Below are 17,704 nucleotides of genomic sequence, written 5' to 3'. Positions count from 1 at the left end.
GTTCCACAAAAGCGTTTGAAAGTGTGCATATGCATACATAGAATGTAGATGGAACGGCGCATATGAAAGGAGAGTCGACCATGAGTACACGCGAGATCGTTTTGTGCCAGCCGGTGCGTACGGCAATTGGCGGATTCAACGGTGCGTTCAAGGGCGTGCCGGCTACGGAGCTAGGCGCGGCGGCGGTGCGCGAAACGCTCGCGCGCGCGAAGCTCGACCCGGCGCGGCTCGGCTCCGTGGTGCTCGGCAACGTGATCCAGGCAGGCAACAAGATGAATCCCGCGCGGCAGGCCGAGCTTGGCGGCGGCGTGCCGGTTCAGGTGCCCGCGCTCACGGTGAATCGCGTGTGCGGCTCCGGCGCGCAAGCTGTTGCGAGCGCCGCGCAGGAGGTGATGCTGGGTCTTGCCGACGTCGCGCTCGCGGGCGGCATGGAGAACATGGACCGCGCGCCGTATTTGCTGGACGGCGGCCGCTGGGGCTATCGCATGGGCAACGCCGAGATTCACGACAGCATGCTGCGCGACGGCCTCGTCGATGCGTTTTCGGGCCAGCATTCGGGCTGGCATACGGAAGACCTCGTGACGCGGGCCGCGCTCACGCGCGCAGAGCAGGACAACTGGGCCGCGCGTTCGCAGCAGCGCTTTGCTGCCGCCCAGGCGGCGGGACGCTTCAGGGAAGAAATCGTCGCGGTGGAAGTGAAGGGCAAGAAGGGCATGGAGCGCATCGATACGGACGAAGCGCCGCGTCCCGAAACGACGCTCGAAGGGCTCGCGAAACTGCGTCCCGCGTTTCGCCCGGACGGCACGATCACGGCGGGCAACGCGCCCGGCCTGAACAGCGCGGCGAGCGCCATGCTCGTGGCGGAGCGCGGCTTCGCCGAAGCCGAGGGGCTCTCGCCGATGGTCAAGCTCGTGGCGTGGGGCGTCGCGGCGGTGGAGCCGGGCCTGTTCGGCCTTGGCCCCGTGCCCGCCGTGCAACTCGCGCTGGGTCGCGCCGGCTGGTCGCTGGCCGACGTCGAGCGCTTCGAGATCAACGAGGCATTCGCGGCAGTGCCGCTCGCGGTCATGAAGCAACTTGGCATTCCCGAGGACATCGTGAACGTGGAAGGCGGCGCGATCGCGCATGGCCACCCCATCGGCGCGACGGGCGCGATTCTCACCACGCGCCTCGCATGGTCGATGCAGCGCGACGGGCTGCGTCGCGGCGTCGTGACGCTTTGCATCGGCGGTGGCCAGGGTATCGCGCTCGCGCTCGAGAAAGTATGATGGCCGGGCTACGTGAGGCGAATTGGACTGGGATACAGGCGGGGAATACGATGACGAAGCGGATCACACGCGAGGAATGCAACTGTTTTGCGCTGCGGCAGGCCGCGCGTTTCGTCACGCAGTTGTACGAGCGGCACCTCTCGCAGGCCGACGTGACGGCCGCGCAGTTCACCATCCTCTCTCGCCTCGCGGGCCGGCCCGACGCCACGGCCGCCGAACTCTCCGACGACCTCGTGATGGACCGCACGACGCTCGTGCGGGCGCTCAAGCCGTTGCAGCGCGACGGTCTCGTGCTCACGGCGGCGGCCGAACACGACACGCGTACGCTGGTCTACCGGCTCTCGCCCGCGGGCTTGCGCCGCTACGACAAGGCGCATGCGTTATGGCTCGACGCGCAGGCCGAGTTCGAGCAGCACATGAAGCGCGACCGCGCGAAGGCGCTGCGCAGCGAGCTGTTTGCCCTGACGAAGGCCGCCGCGGGCTGACGCGACACTTACGCAAACACACATTTCGTAAGCTCTCCGGGTAAGGCGGCCACGCCGGCGATCAGATCTGGCGCGAAAATGGCATCATGAGAATTGCAGGAGTCTGACGCTCTGCCGCCGGGTTCTCATGAGACGATATCGACCGCCGCCGCCCAATTTTTTGCGTGACCACGCGCATCCAGCCTGGCGCGATATCGCGTTGACCACGCTGCCCGTGGCCCTGTTCTGCGCGGTGGTGGTCGGTCTTGTCTTCTGGCTAGTCGACCCGGCGCCGCCGCACACGATCACGATCAGCGCGGGCCCCGCCGACAGCTCCTTCATGCAGATGGCGCAAGCCTACCGCACGATCCTCGCGCGCAACGGCGTGAAGCTCAAAATCCTAGAATCGGACGGCTCGGTGCAGAACCTGCAGCGCCTGCTCGATCCGAAGCAACGTGTGGACCTCGCATTCGTGCAGGGCGGCGTCGCCGACGGCGAAGACACACGCTCGCTCATGTCGCTCGGCAGCGTGGCCTATTTGCCTATCGTCGTTTTCTATCGCGGCTCGGGCCTCACGCGGCTCACCGAACTCGACGGCAAGCGCATCGCCATTGGCCGCGTGGGCAGCGGCACGCGCGAGCTTGCCCTCAAGCTGCTCTCCGCGAACGGCATCGACCCCGGCGGCGACTCCACTTTCCTGCCGCTCGACGGCATGGACGCGGCCACGGCGCTCGTCTCCGGCCGCGTCGAGGCGGCGATGCTGAGCGGCGACTCGACCACGCGTGGGCTCATGCTGCGTTTGCTCGACATCCCCGGCATCTCGGTCATGAGCTTCGACGAAGCGGCCGCCTATACGCGGCTCTTTCCGTATCTGGAGAACGTCGACCTGCCGCCGGGCGTGCTCGATCTGCGCAGGCGCCAGCCACGCGAAACGGTGCACCTGATCGGCCCGACCGTCGAACTCGTCGCGCGCGATACGCTGCACCCCGCGCTCTCCGATCTGCTCATCGAAGCGGCGGGCGAGGTGAACGGCGCGCCCGGACTCCTGCAGCGCGAGGGCCAGTTTCCGAGCCCGGCGATGCACGACTTTCGCGTGAGCGAGGACGCCACGCGCTACTACAAGTCGGGCAAGAGTTTTCTCTATCGCGCGCTGCCGTTCTGGCTTGCGAGCGTGACGGACCGCCTGCTCGTGCTGCTGCTGCCTCTGGCCGTGCTCGTGATTCCCGCGTTGCGCACGATACCGGCGCTGTATCGCTGGCGCGTGCGCTCGCGCATTTATCGCTATTACGGCGCGCTCATCGCCATCGAGCGCGACGCACTCAAGCATACGAACGAAGAACAGCGGCGCGCGCTGGTCGAAGAACTCGACGAGATCGAGCGCTCGCTCAATACCCTGCGCATGCCGCTCGCGTTCGCCGATGCGTTTTACGTGTTGCGCGAACACGTGGGTTTCGTGCGTATGCACTTGAATGCCGGCGAGTCGCAATCGCACTCCAGCGCGGTCTAATTCGTATTCACGATATTGTTACGCTCAACGTAGTTTCCGTCTCGTTGATGCACGTCGCTTAATCGCAGTGTTGCAACACTTCTTCGGTTGACACTGCGAGTCTCGTCCCTTTATTTTTTGTAGCCACGCCGTCGCGGCTTCGAGACGGTGAGGATCGCTCGAGGTTTGCGAATGTTCGATCCCTGCGCGTATCAGAACCATTGTTTGTAACCGGGAGGACCATAACGTGAAAACATCCGGTGCAAGCCAGCGCCTTGCCTGGCTCGTGTGTGCCACACTTGCGGGCGCGCCGCTCTTCGTGGGGCCGCTTGGGCCCACTGCCGCGCTTGCGCAGAACGCAGCGCATCTCTCGAACCAGCAGCTCGATTCGCTCACCGCGCCCATCGCGCTCTATCCCGACGCGTTGCTCGCGCAGGTGCTCATGGCCGCCACGTTCCCGCAAGACGTGTCCGCCGCTGCCGCGTGGACGAAGTCCAACCCGAACCTCAAGGGCGACGACGCCGTGAAGGCCGTGGCCTCCCAACCGTGGGACCCGAGCGTGCAGTCGCTCGTGGCGTTCCCGCAGGTGCTCGAAACCATGGCTTCGAAGCCCGACTGGGTCCAGCAGATCGGCAACGCGTTTCTCGCGCAGCCCAACGACGTGATGGACTCGGTGCAGCGCCTGCGCGTGCAGGCGCAGAAGGCGGGCAACCTCAAGTCCAACGAGCAGCAGAAGGTCGTGGTCCAGCCGGCCTCGAGCACCTCGACTACGCAGACCATCGTAATCGAGCCTGCGAATCCGCAGGTGGTGTACGTGCCGACCTACAACCCCACGGTGGTTTATGGCGTGTGGCCGTATCCGGCCTATCCGCCCGTGTACATGCCGCCGCCTCCGGGTTACGCCATTGCGTCGGGTTTCGTCGGCGGGCTCGCGTTCGGCGCGGGCATCGCGGTCGCGAACTCGTTGTGGGGCGGCTTCAACTGGAACAACCATGACGTGAACATCAACGTCAATCGCTACAACAACATCAACGTCAACAACCGCATCAACTCGGCCAACGGCACGGCGAACTGGAATCGCAACGCCAATGTCGAGCGCCGCCAGAACTACAACAACGCGAACCTGAACGGCCAGCGCAACCAGTACCGGGGCTACGACCAGTCGCGCACGCAGGCCATGCAGACCCTGCAGAATCGCACTGGCCAGAACATGAGCGGCAATGCCCAGCAGAGACTCCAGGGCATCCAGGAAGGCGGGCGGCCGAATGCCAACGGCGGCAACGGGCCGAACGGCAATCGCGGGAACGAGCTCAACAATCGCGGGCAAAACGGCGCGCAAAACGCAAACCGCGGCAACGAACTGAACAACCGCGGGCAAAACGGCGCGCAAAACGCGAACCGCGGGAACGATCTCAACAACCGGGTGCAGAGCACGAATCGCGACAACGCGTTACGCGGCGCGGGCGACGGCGCCAATGCGCGCCTCGAACAACAACGCGGCCAGCAAAGCCGCGACGCGTTCCAGAGCCATGGCGGCTTCACCGGCGGCGGTGGCGGAGGCGGCTTCCATGGCGGTGGTGGTGCCCAGTTCGGCGGTGCCACCGTCTACGCGCAAGCCGTCTTCGCCACGCCCGAAGCCGCCGCGAACGCATTCACCGACGCACTCGCGACCAACGACCAGGGCGCCATGAAGCATGTGCTCGGCAACGATTTCACCGCGTTCATCCCGACGCAAAACATCGGCCAGGACGATATCGACGACTACCTTGGCGCCTGGGCGAAGGGCCATCGCGTCGTCCCCGACGCCACGCCAGTTGCCGGCAAGGCCAGCGCTCACGTCGAGGTGGGCGATAGCGGCTGGACGCTGCCCATCCCCATCGTGCAGTCGGGCAAGGGCTGGCATTTCGACCCGCGTGAAGGCGCGAGCGAAATTCTCACGCGCCGCATTGGCCGCAACGAGCGTGCTGCCATGCTCACCTCGCTCGCCTACGTCGACGCGCAGAACGACTATCGCAAGCTCACGCAGCACTATGCGCAGCGCCTCGTAAGCACGCCGGGCACGCACGACGGTTTGTACTGGCCGGTCGAGCCGGGCGAGACCGAAAGTCCGCTCGGACCGCTCGCGGCAGCCATGCCGGGCAACACGAAGATCACGCCGACCGAGGGGTATCACGGCTATCACTTCCGCATTCTCACTGCACAGGGGCCGCACGCCAGTGGCGGTGCGCGCGGCTATCTCGAGAACGGGGACCTGAGCGGCGGCTTTGCGCTCGTGGCCTGGCCGGCGCAATACGGCAAAACCGGTGTGATGAGCTTCATCATCAATCAGGACGGCCAGCTTTATCAGAAGAACCTCGGGCCGAACGGCGCGCATACGGCAGCGGCGATCAAGGCATTCGATCCCGACTCGTCCTGGCAGGCCACCAAACCCTGATCGGCGATCCGCCGTGCGTCGGGCGGCATGATTGCTGACGTCGCTCGCTAACGGACGCTTTACACGGAATTCGGGCACAATCCAGCCACGGCGACGTGGCTGTCGCCCGATGCGGGCTCTGGCCAACGGAAGCGGAGAGGTCGGGCATGTGGCTTGCTCAATCTTCCCCGCACTCTCATTCGTGTGGAGATAACCAAATGCAACGACGCAACTTCATGCTAACGGCGGCGGTGACCCTTGCCTCGGGCGGTCTCACGCTCGCGGGCTGTACCACCACGACGAATTCGAATTCCACGGCGTCGCAGAATATGTCCAAGCGGCAGTCGATCGACGCGTCTGTGGACGGCACTCTCTCGCGGCTGTATTCGACCGTGAAAGGCTCGCACGAGCTTCTCGCGAAGTCGCGCGGCGTGCTGGTGTTCCCCGAAGTGCTGCAGGCCGGCTTCATCGTCGGCGCGCAGTATGGCGAGGGCGCGTTGCGCGTGGGCGGCGCCACGGTCGGCTATTACAGCACCGCGTCGGGCTCGTTCGGCCTGCAGGCCGGCGCTCAGTCGAAGGCGCTCATTTTCGCCTTCATGACTCAGGACGCGCTCGACAAATTCCGCGCGACGGACGGCTGGGCGGCCGGCGCCGACGCTTCGGTCGCGCTCGTGACCGTGGGTGCGAACGGCGTTATCGACACCAACACGGCCACGCACCCGGTGGAAGCCTTCGTGCTGACCAACGCGGGCCTGATGGCCGACGTCTCGCTGGCGGGCACCAAGGTCACGCGTCTGAATATCTGAGGCGGCGCGCTCCGGTAAAAGCGCCGGATCATGTAAAAAGGGCAAGGCGATCAAGCCTTGCCCTTCGTCATTTCTGCGCGGCCCGAACTGACGGCGCCGCGCGGCCTCAGCAGCCCGTATTCTTCACACGCTCGACTTCGAGGCCGAACAACGGACGCAGCTTCGTGCCGAGCACATTGCCGGCGAACGCGCACACGAGCCAGAGCCAGCCGTGCAGGCTGCCCGAGACGATGCCGCTGAAATACGCGCCGATATTGCAGCCGTAAGCGAGGCGCGCGCCATAGCCGAGCAGCAGCCCGCCGATCACGGCCGCCACGAGCGAGCGCAGCGGAATGCGCCACACCGGCGCGTAGCGGCCCGCGAGCGAGGCCGCGGTCATGGCGCCGAGCACGATGCCGATGTCCATGACCGTGGTGACGTCGTGGCTCGCCGGCGCGGCGAGCGCGGCGGCGTTCGGGCCTGCCATCCAGTACTTCCAGCTCGCTACGTCGATGCCAAGCGTTGCGAAGCCTTTCGCGCCCCACAGCGCGAACGCCGAGGTCACGCCCCAGGGGCGGCCCGAGAGCGCGAGCGTCGCGAAATTCAGGATCGCGAGCGCGACCGCGCCGGCAAGCAGCGGCCACGGGCCATGCAGCCACGGCGAGGTGTGCGGCGCGCGCGGCTCGTTGACGAGGCGGCCGTGGCGGCGCTTCTCGACGACCACGGTGAGCGCGGCGATGAGCGCGAACACCACGAGGTTGAGCGCAATGGCGGGCGCGGCGCCGAGCGCGTTCACGAACGAGAACGGCTTCAATTGCGGCATCGACGTCCAGAACGGCATGTGCGCCGTGGCGACCACGGAGCCCACGATAAAGGCGATGAGCGTCACGACCATGCGCGTGCTGCCGCCACCGACGGTATAGAGCGTGCCCGAGGCGCAGCCGCCGCCCAGCTGCATGCCCACGCCGAACATGAACGCGCCGACGATGACCGACGTGCCCGCAGGCGAAACGAGCCCCGTGACCGGATGGCCGAACAGCGAACCCGCCGCGAGCGCGGGGAAGAACAGCAGCACGCCGATGGCGAGCATGACCATCTGCGCGCGCAGGCCGGCGCCGCGCCCGTCGGCGATGAATACGCGCCACGCCGAGGTGAAGCCGAACGCCGCGTGATAGAGCGTCATGCCGAGCAGCGCGCCGACCACGTAGAGCGCCGCCTGACGCCCGCTCACGGTCTGCGCGAGATACACCGCACCGAGCGCGACGAGCAACAGCGCGATGCCTAGCGGCCTGGGATTAATGGAGTCGAGTCGGCGCGGCGCGCGCGCGAACGGCGTGGAGAGGTCGGACATGGGAGCGGGGCAGCCTGGAAAGCCGCCAGGAAAAACAATCGGCGAAAGCAAAACGATAGCACGAATCGCAAATCGGTCTGGCCGAGCCCCCGGGCCGGCTTTTCGCGACTCGCGCGGGGCCATGAGAGATCGCCGCAAATCCCGTCCAGGCGGTCCGTCCAGACGGCGCTTTCCCAGACAGTGGGACGAATCGGCGCTAACCCTCGCGTAGCCCTGCGGTCATCATGGATTTCCCCTATTTAGCGCCGCGCGCAGTTTGCCGTTACGCGAGACGAGGTGCGAAGGCGCGTCGGGCCGCGCGGATTCGCACTGGCTGGAACATAAAAAACGCAACGGAGACCTCATGCTGGGAAACATCACCATTCGCCGTGGGCTAACGCTCGTTATCGGTATCTTCGTCGCGTTTCTGCTGACGGTGATCGGCGTGTCGTATGGCGCGCTCAAGATCACCAACGACAGCCTGCACGACGCCCAGCGCAGCGCGCAGTCGCTCGACGCCCTCAAGACCAGTTCGGAACGCCTGCTCCAGGTGCGCCTCGCGCTTGGCGGCTACGAGACGCTCTTCAGCGTCGGCAAGGCCACGGACGGCTTGCTCGACAAGGCGCACCAGGTGCTCGTGAATTCGAACAAGGAGTTCGCGCTCTACAGCGCCGGTCCGTTCGACGACCCCGAAGAGGCGCGCCTCGCCCAGGCCGTAAGCAGTGCGCGCGAGGCGCTCGTCTCGCAGGCGCTCGAGCCCGAGTACAAGTCGCTCGTCGACAACGATTTCAACACCTTCCGCACGATCCAGGGCGAAACCGCCGACCGCTACTACGGCGCCTACGCGAAGGCGATCGACGCGCTCGAGAGCTGGCAGGCCGCGCGCCAGCAGCAGGACGCCGACACCGCCGCGCAGCGCTTTCGCCTTTCGCTCATCGTGTTCGGTCTGATCGGCGTGGTGGGCGTGGCGATTGGCGTGTTCGCGCGCGTGGGGCTCGCCGCCGCCGTAGTCAAGCCGGTGAACCATGCGATTCGCCATTTCGAGCGCATCGCCGCGGGCGACCTCACGGTGGACGTGCGGGTGCGCTCGAAGAACGAAATGGGCCAACTGCTGGGCGCGCTGCAGACCATGCGCGACGGCCTCGTGGGCACCGTCTCGCGCGTGCGCGGCAGCACGCACGAAATCACGCAGGGGGCGAAGCAGATCGCGTCGGGCAACGTCGATCTCTCGGACCGCACCGCGCAGCAGGCGGCGGCGCTAGAAGAAACGGCGGCGAGCATCGAGGAGCTTTCGGCGGCGGTGCGCCAGAACACGGACGGCGCGAAGGAGGCGAGCGGGCTCGCCCAGAGCGCGCTCGAAACGGTCACGCGCGGCGCCGACGTGGTGGCCCGCGTGAACGCGACGATGAGCGACATCACGGCCTCGTCGCAGAAGGTGGCGGAGATCACCGGCATCATCGAGGGCATTGCGTTCCAGACCAACATCCTCGCGCTCAATGCGGCGGTGGAGGCGGCGCGCGCGGGCGAGCAGGGCCGCGGCTTCGCGGTCGTGGCGAGCGAGGTGCGCAGCCTTGCGCAGCGCTCGGGCACGGCAGCCAAGGAGATCAAGGAGCTGATCGCGGCCTCGGCGGCGACCGTCGGCGCAGGCGCGCGCCTCGTGGAAGACGCGCGCCGAACCATGGACGAGGCGCGCAGTGCGGTGGCGCGCGTGAGCGGGATCATGACCGAGATCGAGACCGCGACGCACGAGCAGAGCGATGGCATCGAGCAGGTGAACCGCGCGATTGCGCAGATCGACGAGGTCACGCAGCGCAACGCGGCGCTCGTGGAGGAAGCGGCGGCGGCCGCGCAGTCGCTCGAATCGCAGGCCGACTTGCTGCGTGAGGCCGTGGCGGTGTTCAATCTGGGCGGCGCGGGGCAGGCCGGTGCGCGCCCGGCGCATGCCGCGGCGGCCGACCCGCGCGCGGCCCGCGGGAGCGCGCCGGCGCTGGCCTGAGCCAGCCGTTGCGGGTTGTCCTTGCCGTTGCAGGGACAACGTCCGACCGTTTTAACCTGAGGTTATACCCCCGCGCGCAATTCGCAATTGAGTTCCCCATCGTTCCCGGCGAGACTGGCAGCATAGGCCGTCAGGGTGTGGCCGTCAGCGAAAGAGAACAGGGGATCATGCGAGTTTGCGTGTTGGGCGGTGGAGTGATTGGCGTGAGCACGGCGTACGCGCTCGCCCGCGATGGACACGAGGTCACGCTCGTCGAACGCCATGCCGACGTGGCGCGCGAAACGAGCCACGCCAATGGCGGCCAGCTCAGCTACAGCTACGTCGCGCCGCTCGCGGACCCCTCCGTGCTGCCCAAGCTGCCGCAATGGCTCTTCTCGCGCGACGCCGCGCTGCGTTTCGTGCCGCGGCTCGATCCGCACCAATGGCGCTGGTGCGCCGCATTCCTGCGCGCGTGTACGCGCGCACGCAGCCGCGCGACCACGGCCGAACTGCTCGGCCTCGGCTTTTTGAGCCAGCGTCTCATGCACGAGGTGGTCGAGCGCGAAGCGCTTTCATTCGACTACGTGCGCAACGGCAAGCTCGTGGTGTATCGCGACGAGGAAGGCTTTGCGGGCGCACGCCGGCAGGCGCAATACCAGGCGAACCTGGGCTGCGTGCAGCACGCGCTCGACGGCGCGGCGTGCGTCGCGCTCGAACCGGCGCTCGCGCATATCGGCGCAGGGATCGTGGGCGGCATTCACACGCCTGGCGAAGAGGCCGCCGACTGCGATCAGTTCACGCGCGGCCTCGCACGCGCGGCGCAGCGCGACGGCGTGACTCTGCAACTTGACACCGAGTTTTCCGGACTGCGAACGAAAGGGCCGCGGGTGCTCGCCGCGCAGACCTCGCGGGGCGACATCGAAGCCGACGCCTTCGTGGTGTGCCTCGGTTTCCAGAGCCAGCCGATGCTCGCCTCGCTCGGCGTGCACGTGCCCGTGTATCCGCTCAAGGGCTACAGCCTCACGCTCCCCAACGCGAATGCGCAGGGCGCGCCGCGCGTCTCGGTCACGGATGCGCATCACAAGGTCGTCTATGCCCCGCTCGGCGAGCGCCTGCGCATTGCGGGCATGGTCGATCTCACGGGCATGAACCCGCACGCCGACGATGCCCGCATCGCGCTGCTCACGCGCCAGGCGCGCGAAACCTTCCCCGACGCCGGCGACTACGAAGCCATTCAGACGTGGACCGGCATGCGTCCCGCCACGCCGGACAGCAAGCCTGTGATTGGAGCCACGCACTTTCGCAACCTGTGGCTTAACACGGGGCACGGCGCGCTCGGCTTCACGCTCGCGCCAGGCAGCGCGCAACTGCTCGCCGATCTGCTGGCGGCGCGCGAGTTGCCGATCAACGGCGACGCCTTCGCGCCGGGCCGCTGACCTCGCTCACCGATTTATCAACGCGGCGTTACTGCAGCGTCGCGCCTTCCTCGCGCACGACCACGCTCGTGCGTCCGTCGATGCTCACCGGCACTTCGCCGCGCACGGTTGCGCGCCGGACGATGCGGCGCGCGTCGCCGTAGTCGTTGATCGCGTAGTGCTGCGTGGCGCGGTTGTCCCAGATTGCGACGTCGCCTTCCTGCCAGTTCCAGCGCACCGTGTTTTCGAGCCGCGTGACATGCTCATGGAACACTTGCAGCAGATGCGCCGAATCGAACGACGAGAGACCCTTGAGCCGCTGCACGAAGTGGCCGAGCACGAGCGTGCGTTCGCCCGTTTCCGGATGCACGCGCACCACGGGATGTTCGGTTTCGTAGAGCTTCGACGTGAAGACTTCGCGGTAGCGCTTGAGCTGCGCGCTGTCCGCATTCGTGTGCGTGGACGCGTAGTCGTAGGCGTTGGTGTGGAGCGCCCAGAGCGTGTCGGCGAGCGCGCGCAGCGGCTCGGGCAGTTGCGCGTACGCGGCGGCCGTATTGGCCCACACCGTGTCGCCGCCAAACGGCGGTATCACCACGGCGCGCAGGATCGAGACTTTCGGGTAGGCGTCGACGAAGGTGACGTCGGTGTGCCACGAGTTGGCGCGCGCGCCGTGCAGCGAATCGAGTTCCAGCAGGCTGCCGCCTTCCACCGAGGGCACCGTGGGGTGCGCGACCGTTTCGCCGAAGCGCCGCGCGAAGGCTTCCTGTGCGGTATCGTCGAGATGCTGCTGGCCACGGAAGAACAGCACTTTGTGACGCAGCAGGGCGGCGTTGATCGCGTCGAACGTGGCGCTGTCGAGATCGGCGTGAAGGCGCACACCGTCGATGCGCGCGCCAATGCGGCCCGCCACCTGATGGAGGTCGAGTGCGATATCGGCGTGTTGCTTCGTGCCGGCATGCAAATGCGCGGACGGAACGGAAACGGCGGGGCGCTGCGTGTGAACGTCGGACATCGAAAGTCTCCTCGGCTGGACGTGGAACGCCCATTCAAGCAGGCTTGCGCCGCGAGAAGAACTGACGATTTCTGCGAAGCTATGCGCGCGGTGGCGCGCTATGGATAGCTGCGTGCGTGATTAGCACGCACCAAAAGAAAATGACGCAGACCCGCGAGGGAATGCGTCATTCACAAGATGCTGCAAGGTACAGCTTCTTTACTGCATGTTCGTTGGTAGGCTCGATTGGATTCGAACCAACGACCCCCACCATGTCAAGGTGGTGCTCTAACCAACTGAGCTACGAGCCTGTCGAGGCGCGAATTATAGAGACACTCGCACGCGCTTGCAAGCGCTTTTCTCGAATCGGGCGAAACGCCGTGTTTTCATAGGATCGAGCGCAAGGTGGCTCAGGTTGAACTCGTGCGCGAGAACGAAGCTTAACGCTTCGTATTTTCCTCCTGCGCCTCTAACGCCGTCACCATTTCCTGCGCGGCGCGCTGCAACTCGGGCACGAAGCGGCGCACGGCCTCCGCCGGATTGATGGCCTGCTCCAGGTAGATCACATTCAGGCTTGCGAGCACGCGCCCATGCGCCTCGATGGCCGTTGCGAGCGCACCGATCTTGCGCTGGTCCGCCCAGTCGCCGTGGTTCGAGCCGAAGCCGTCCGCGCGCGTCTGGCGCACGAGATTGCGGATATAGGCCGTGTCGCTGGCCAGTTTTTGCTGTTGCTCGCCGCCCGCACCCGCGCGTAACAGTTCCAGGATGTCTTCGCGCTCCGCCTCGGGACACATCGCAAAGTACACGCGGCCGGCCGCCGTGAGCAGGATCGGCAGGCGGCGGCCCACCATCGCGCGGTGAAACGAAAGCGGGCTGAAGCGGTGCGTGGTCTCGCGTATCACCATGGAGTCGCCATCGGGTGTCGTGAGGTCCGAAGGCCACACGGTGCGCTGGAGCATTTGCGCCATGATCGGCGGCGCGATGGTCGCGATCAACTCGTCGTCGGTGAAGCCTTCGCTCAGGCCGCGCACGTTCATCGTCAGACGAAAGCTGTCGTCGGAAGCGCTGCGGCGCACGAACTTCTCCTCGACCAGGGTTTCCAGCAGGCGCCTCACGGTCGTGCGATGCAGGCCCGTTGCTTCGCTCAGCTGCTGGCTCGTGGCGCGCCCGTTCTCCATGGCGTTGAGCGCCTGGAGCACCTGCAGGCCGCGCGCCAGCCCCCGCACGTTTGCATACTTCGTCATCAAAAACGCCTTGAAAATCAACTATGTGCATTCTATGCACATTTCTCTAAAAATGTTGAGCGCGCATCGGGCGGAACCTAGACTCGCTTCCATTCACCGCACTGTGACAAAGCGTCCAACCCGGTGATCCGTTTTCAGGCACCCCTGTCAGCATCCGCAGCGGCTCCATAAGCCGCGCGAGAAGGAGACACATGAACACCCCGCTCGCCCACGAGGCGGATACCGACCGCCCTCGCCAGATCGCCACCGACGTCGCCATCATCGGCGCGGGTCCGGTCGGCCTCATGATCGCCAATATTCTCGGCCTGCAAGGCGTGCGTGTCACGCTCGTCGAGAAGCTCGACCAGATCATCGACTACCCGCGCGCCATTGGTCTGGATGACGAAGCATTGCGCGTGTTTCAGTCCATTGGTCTTGCCGATGCGCTGCTGCCGCACACCACGCCCGACCACTGGATGCGCTTCGTCACGAAAGACGGCCATTGCTTCGCCTCGATCGAGCCGCGCACCGACGAATTCGGCTGGCCGCGCCGCAACGCGTTCATTCAGCCGCTCGCCGACCGCGTGCTGTATGAAGGGCTCGCGCGCTTCGAGCATGTGGACGTGTTGTTCGGCCACGCGGTCAACGCATTCGAGCAGGACGCGCAGGGCGTGACGGTCGACGTGAGCGACGCGAACGGCGAGCGCCGCACGATCCGTGCAGCGTACCTCGTGGGTGCGGACGGCGGCAACAGCTTCGTGCGCCGCGCGCTGAATGTGCCGTTCGAAGGCCGTACGAAGCCGAATCAATGGATCGTGGTGGACGTGCGCAACGACCCGATCGGCTCGCCGCATATCTACATGCATTGCGATCATCAGCGCCCGTATGTGTCGGCTGCGCTGCCGCACGGCATTCGCCGCTTCGAATTCATGGTGATGCCGGGCGAGACGGAGGAAGAACTCTCGAAGCCCGAGAACATGGCCGCGCTGATCCGCAAGGTGGTGGCGGACCCCGACAAGGTCGACTACATCCGCAAGCGTGTGTACACGCACAACGCGCGCCTCGCCGAAACGTTCCGCGTGGACCGCGTTCTGCTCGCAGGCGACGCTGCGCACATCATGCCCGTGTGGCAGGGCCAGGGCTACAACAGCGGCATTCGCGACGCGAACAACCTGGGCTGGAAGCTCGCGATGGTCGCGAAGGGCCATGCCGATGGCCGCCTGCTCGACAGCTATACCGTGGAGCGCCGCGCGCACGCGCGCTCGATGATTCACCTCTCCGAAGTGGCGGGCGATATCTTCGCGCCCACCACGCGCTTCGGCGCGCGCTTTCGCGACACGTTCGTGCGTTACATGAACGTGTTCCCCGCGGTGAAGCGCTACTTCGTGGAAATGCGCTTCAAGCCGATGCCGCGCTATGAAGCGGGCGTCGTGCTGCTGCCGCCGCCGCAAAAGACGGGCGGCTGGCTCGCAAGCCTGCTGGAGCGCTCGGGCAGCTCGGCGCCGGGCCGCCTGCTCGGCCTGATGAGCCAGAAGCGCGACTCGCTGATCGGGCGCCTCGCGTATGGTCGCGATCCGCTCGCGGCCTCGCCCGTGGGCCGCATGTTCATCCAGCCGCGCGTGCGTCTTGCCGATGGCCGCGTGGTGCGCCTCGATGACGCGATCGGCAACGGCTTCGCGGTGCTCGCCTGGGGCGCGGACCCGACCTTCGGCCTCACGCCGCAAGCTCGCGCGCTGTGGGAGTGCCTTGGCGCGCGCTTCGTCTTTGCGAAGCCCGATGTGCAACTCGACTACGCCGACGACGTGCCCGAGGGCGTGCTCGCGCTCGGTGACGTGCAGGGGCGCCTGAAGGAGTGGTTCAGCCGTCTGCCCGAATCCGTCCTGCTGCTGCGTCCGGACCGCTTCGTCGCGGGCGTGTGCACGCCGCAACAGGTATCGGACTCGATCGTCGAACTCGCGGGCAAGCTCGGCATGACTGACGCCGCCTCGCATGGGGCGAGCGCCGCTGCCCCGCAACACCGTCCCGTGCGCGGCGTGGCCGTTGCGCGCACAGCAGGAGCATGAGCATGCCGATTCACCTCGAATGTCTGTCGCATACGCCGTTGCATGGCTATTTCGATCCGCTGCCTGACGTGGTGGCGGAAGTCGAACGGGTCGGCCGCGCCGCGCGCGAGCGCGTGGAGGCCTTCAACCCCGATGTGATCGTGGCGTTCGCCCCCGATCACTTCAACGGTTTCTTCTATGACGTGATGCCGCCGTTTTGCATCGGCGCGCGTGCCGAGGCCATCGGCGACTTCAAGAGCATGGCCGGTACGCTGCCGGTGCCCGAAGCCCTTGCGCACAAGCTCGCCGAAAACGTGCTCGACGCCGATATCGACGTGGCGCTCTCGTACCGCATGCAGGTCGATCACGGCTGCGCGCAGGCGCTGGAAGTGCTCACGGGCGGCCTTGACCGCTACCCGGTGATTCCGGTGTTCATCAACTCCGTGGCGCCGCCCATGGCGACGCTGCGCCGCGCGCGTCTGCTCGGCGATGCGATTGGCCGCTTCTTCTCGCGCAGCGACAAGCGCGTGCTCGTGGTGGGCTCGGGCGGCATTTCACACGAACCGCCGGTGCCGGAACTGTTAGGCGCGACGCCGGAAGTGGCCGAACGCCTGATCGCGGGCCGCAACCCCTCGGCGGATTCGCGCGCCGCGCGCCAGGCGCGCACCGTGGCCGCGGCGAAGTCGTTCACGGCGGGCGACAGCCATCTGCATCCGCTCAACCCCGAGTGGGACCGCGCATTCCTCGCGCGCCTCGAGTCGGGCGAATTGACTTCCGTGGACGGTATGACCAACGCGGCCATTACGCGCGACGGCGGCAAGTCGGCGCACGAGATCCGCACGTGGGTCGCGGCATTCGGCGTGCTGGCCGCTTACGGCCCGTATCGCGCTTCGCTCGATTACTACCGCGAAATTCCCGAGTGGATTGCGGGTTTCGCCACCATGCATGGCATGCCCGACGCGGCTTGACAGAACAGTACGGACTCCGGAGAATCAACATGTCAGATTCGAAACTCGTCGCGGCGCTGGCCGCGCGCCTGCACGAAGCCGAAGCCTCTCGCAACGTGATCGAACCAGTGCGTGGCGAGATCGCTTTGGACGATATCGCCACCGCTTACGCCGTTCAGCAAGCCAACGTCGATCTGCGCGTGGCGAACGGCGAGCGCATCGTGGGCCGCAAGATCGGCCTCACGTCGCTCGCCGTGCAAAAGCAGCTTGGCGTCGATCAGCCTGACTTCGGCGCGCTGTTCGCTTCGATGGCTTACGGCGATGCGCAAGCGATTCCGCTCTCGCAACTGATCCAGCCGAAGGTGGAAGCGGAAATCGCGCTCGTGCTGGAGCACGACCTCACGTTCGAAAAGCACACCTTCGTCGATATCCTGCGCGCCAGCGCGTATGCGCTTGCGGCTATCGAAGTGGTGGACAGCCGCATCCAGAACTGGGACATCCGCTTTGTCGATACGGTGGCCGACAACGCCTCGAGCGCACGCTTCGTGGTGGGCAGCCGCCCGGTGCCGCTCCCGCAAATCGACCTGACCGCCTGCGCGATGGAACTCTCGCGCGACGGCGAAGTGCTCTCGCGCGGCAGCGGCACCGCCTGCCTCGGCAACCCGCTCAACGCCGCCGTGTGGCTCGCCGACCGCATGGTGCAGCTCGGCACGCCGCTGCGTGCGGGCGACGTGGTGCTCACGGGTGCGCTCGGGCCCATGGTCGCCGTGAAGGAACCCGGCACGTACACCGCGCAGATCGAAGGCCTCGGCAGCGTTCGCGCGACTTTCTCCGCCTGATACAGGAATTCATATGGCTTCCGAAAAACTCAAGGCCGCGATCATCGGCTCGGGCAACATCGGCACGGATCTGATGATCAAGATCATGCGCCACAGCCAGCATCTGGAGATGGCGGCGATGGTCGGCATCGACCCGAACTCCGATGGTCTTGCGCGTGCCGCGCGTCTTGGCGTGGCGACCACGCATGAGGGTGCGGAAGGGCTCACGCGCCTGGCTTGCTTCGACGACATCGACTTCGTGTTCGACGCGACGTCGGCCGGCGCGCATGTGAAGAACGAGGCGCTGCTGCGCACGTTCAAGCCGTCGATTCGCGTGATCGACCTCACGCCCGCTGCCATCGGCCCGTACTGTGTGCCGGTCGTGAACCTCGACGCACACATCGAAGCGCCCAACGTCAACATGGTGACGTGCGGCGGTCAGGCCACGATTCCGATGGTCGCGGCGGTGTCGCGCGTCGCGAAGGTTCACTACGCCGAAATCGTCGCGTCGATCAGCAGCAAGTCGGCGGGCCCCGGCACGCGCGCCAAC

At 66.3% G+C, this 17,704-nt stretch carries 13 protein-coding genes, 1 tRNA gene and 2 pseudogenes; 12 read left to right on the top strand and 4 right to left on the bottom strand.

All coding sequences use genetic code 11. From position 1 onward, the window contains the following. The first annotated feature begins 80 nt into the window (after positions 1 to 80). The 6 genes and pseudogenes from M3I56_RS36370 (at position 81) to M3I56_RS36345 (ending at position 6,434) form a co-directional block, all read left to right on the top strand. Entirely contained in the window at positions 81 to 1,265 is a 1,185-nt protein-coding gene (locus M3I56_RS36370) for an acetyl-CoA C-acyltransferase (RefSeq protein ID WP_254358092.1), read from the top strand. 50 nt (positions 1,266 to 1,315) lie between these two features. After that, on the top strand, positions 1,316 to 1,750 hold the full coding sequence (locus M3I56_RS36365) for a MarR family winged helix-turn-helix transcriptional regulator (RefSeq protein ID WP_254358091.1): 435 nt from the start codon (positions 1,316 to 1,318) through the stop codon (positions 1,748 to 1,750). A gap of 127 nt (positions 1,751 to 1,877) precedes the next feature. Further along, the gene (locus M3I56_RS36360; RefSeq protein ID WP_254358090.1) at positions 1,878 to 3,236 is read left to right on the top strand and encodes a TAXI family TRAP transporter solute-binding subunit; all 1,359 of its coding nucleotides are present in this window, start codon (positions 1,878 to 1,880) and stop codon (positions 3,234 to 3,236) included. A 226-nt stretch (positions 3,237 to 3,462) separates the two neighbouring features. Then, a pseudogene (locus tag M3I56_RS36355) lies at positions 3,463 to 4,797 on the top strand (DUF3300 domain-containing protein); the annotation flags it as partial. A gap of 90 nt (positions 4,798 to 4,887) precedes the next feature. Beyond that, positions 4,888 to 5,649: pseudogene (locus M3I56_RS36350) on the top strand (DUF2950 domain-containing protein); the annotation flags it as partial. A gap of 197 nt (positions 5,650 to 5,846) precedes the next feature. Then, the gene (locus M3I56_RS36345; RefSeq protein WP_028207944.1) at positions 5,847 to 6,434 is read left to right on the top strand and encodes a YSC84-related protein; all 588 of its coding nucleotides are present in this window, start codon (positions 5,847 to 5,849) and stop codon (positions 6,432 to 6,434) included. Between the two features lie 106 nt (positions 6,435 to 6,540). Here the strand turns inward: M3I56_RS36345 and M3I56_RS36340 are convergent, their stop codons facing one another. After that, positions 6,541 to 7,764, bottom strand: coding sequence for a YeeE/YedE family protein (locus M3I56_RS36340; RefSeq protein ID WP_254358089.1), 1,224 nt, complete (start codon positions 7,762 to 7,764; stop codon positions 6,541 to 6,543). Between the two features lie 343 nt (positions 7,765 to 8,107). On the opposite strand from M3I56_RS36340, the gene M3I56_RS36335 reads away from it, so the two are divergent. Both M3I56_RS36335 and M3I56_RS36330 read left to right on the top strand, forming a co-directional pair. Further along, positions 8,108 to 9,739, top strand: coding sequence for a methyl-accepting chemotaxis protein (locus tag M3I56_RS36335; protein ID WP_254358088.1), 1,632 nt, complete (start codon positions 8,108 to 8,110; stop codon positions 9,737 to 9,739). 167 nt (positions 9,740 to 9,906) lie between these two features. Continuing rightward, positions 9,907 to 11,154 (top strand): D-amino acid dehydrogenase, encoded by a 1,248-nt coding sequence (locus M3I56_RS36330; protein ID WP_254358087.1) that lies wholly within the window; start codon positions 9,907 to 9,909, stop codon positions 11,152 to 11,154. Positions 11,155 to 11,182: 28 nt separating this feature from the next. On the opposite strand, the gene M3I56_RS36325 is transcribed toward M3I56_RS36330, so the two are convergent. From M3I56_RS36325 to M3I56_RS36315, 3 genes are all read right to left on the bottom strand, one after another. Then, complete coding sequence (locus tag M3I56_RS36325) at positions 11,183 to 12,145, bottom strand: TauD/TfdA family dioxygenase (RefSeq protein WP_254358086.1); 963 nt, start codon at positions 12,143 to 12,145, stop codon at positions 11,183 to 11,185. Between the two features lie 213 nt (positions 12,146 to 12,358). Continuing rightward, positions 12,359 to 12,435, bottom strand: a tRNA-Val gene (locus M3I56_RS36320). 129 nt (positions 12,436 to 12,564) lie between these two features. Continuing rightward, a complete protein-coding gene (locus M3I56_RS36315; RefSeq protein ID WP_254337365.1) occupies positions 12,565 to 13,368 on the bottom strand; it encodes a DNA-binding transcriptional regulator in 804 nt (267 codons plus the stop codon). A gap of 191 nt (positions 13,369 to 13,559) precedes the next feature. On the opposite strand from M3I56_RS36315, the gene M3I56_RS36310 reads away from it, so the two are divergent. From M3I56_RS36310 to M3I56_RS36295, 4 genes are all read left to right on the top strand, one after another. Then, positions 13,560 to 15,410, top strand: a complete 1,851-nt coding sequence (locus tag M3I56_RS36310) for a bifunctional 3-(3-hydroxy-phenyl)propionate/3-hydroxycinnamic acid hydroxylase (RefSeq protein ID WP_254358085.1) — start codon at positions 13,560 to 13,562, stop codon at positions 15,408 to 15,410. Between the two features lie 2 nt (positions 15,411 to 15,412). Then, positions 15,413 to 16,357: a 3-carboxyethylcatechol 2,3-dioxygenase gene (locus M3I56_RS36305; RefSeq protein WP_254358084.1), complete on the top strand. Its 945-nt coding sequence runs from the start codon at positions 15,413 to 15,415 to the stop codon at positions 16,355 to 16,357. A gap of 29 nt (positions 16,358 to 16,386) precedes the next feature. Next, a complete protein-coding gene (mhpD, locus tag M3I56_RS36300) occupies positions 16,387 to 17,175 on the top strand; it encodes a 2-keto-4-pentenoate hydratase (protein ID WP_254358083.1) in 789 nt (262 codons plus the stop codon). 13 nt (positions 17,176 to 17,188) lie between these two features. Beyond that, positions 17,189 to 17,704, top strand: a 516-nt coding sequence (locus M3I56_RS36295; RefSeq protein ID WP_254358082.1) for an acetylating acetaldehyde dehydrogenase, incomplete at its 3' end; no start/stop codon positions are given.

The sequence above is a fragment of the Paraburkholderia sp. CNPSo 3281 genome (assembly GCF_024206515.1).
GTDB lineage: Bacteria > Pseudomonadota > Gammaproteobacteria > Burkholderiales > Burkholderiaceae > Paraburkholderia > Paraburkholderia nodosa.
The sequence above is the reverse complement of the archived record's forward strand: the minus strand, read 5'-3'. Positions and strand labels throughout refer to the sequence as shown.

Coding starts and splice junctions, on each gene's coding strand:
- M3I56_RS36305 (WP_254358084.1), top strand. CDS start 15,413: ATGCCGATTCACCTCGAATGTCTGTCGCATACGCCGTTGCATGGCTAT.
- M3I56_RS36345 (WP_028207944.1), top strand. CDS start 5,847: ATGCAACGACGCAACTTCATGCTAACGGCGGCGGTGACCCTTGCCTCG.
- M3I56_RS36330 (WP_254358087.1), top strand. CDS start 9,907: ATGCGAGTTTGCGTGTTGGGCGGTGGAGTGATTGGCGTGAGCACGGCG.
- M3I56_RS36325 (WP_254358086.1), bottom strand. CDS start 12,145: ATGTCCGACGTTCACACGCAGCGCCCCGCCGTTTCCGTTCCGTCCGCG.
- M3I56_RS36340 (WP_254358089.1), bottom strand. CDS start 7,764: ATGTCCGACCTCTCCACGCCGTTCGCGCGCGCGCCGCGCCGACTCGAC.
- M3I56_RS36365 (WP_254358091.1), top strand. CDS start 1,316: ATGACGAAGCGGATCACACGCGAGGAATGCAACTGTTTTGCGCTGCGG.
- M3I56_RS36315 (WP_254337365.1), bottom strand. CDS start 13,368: ATGACGAAGTATGCAAACGTGCGGGGGCTGGCGCGCGGCCTGCAGGTG.
- M3I56_RS36310 (WP_254358085.1), top strand. CDS start 13,560: ATGAACACCCCGCTCGCCCACGAGGCGGATACCGACCGCCCTCGCCAG.
- M3I56_RS36360 (WP_254358090.1), top strand. CDS start 1,878: ATGAGACGATATCGACCGCCGCCGCCCAATTTTTTGCGTGACCACGCG.
- M3I56_RS36335 (WP_254358088.1), top strand. CDS start 8,108: ATGCTGGGAAACATCACCATTCGCCGTGGGCTAACGCTCGTTATCGGT.
- mhpD (WP_254358083.1), top strand. CDS start 16,387: ATGTCAGATTCGAAACTCGTCGCGGCGCTGGCCGCGCGCCTGCACGAA.
- M3I56_RS36370 (WP_254358092.1), top strand. CDS start 81: ATGAGTACACGCGAGATCGTTTTGTGCCAGCCGGTGCGTACGGCAATT.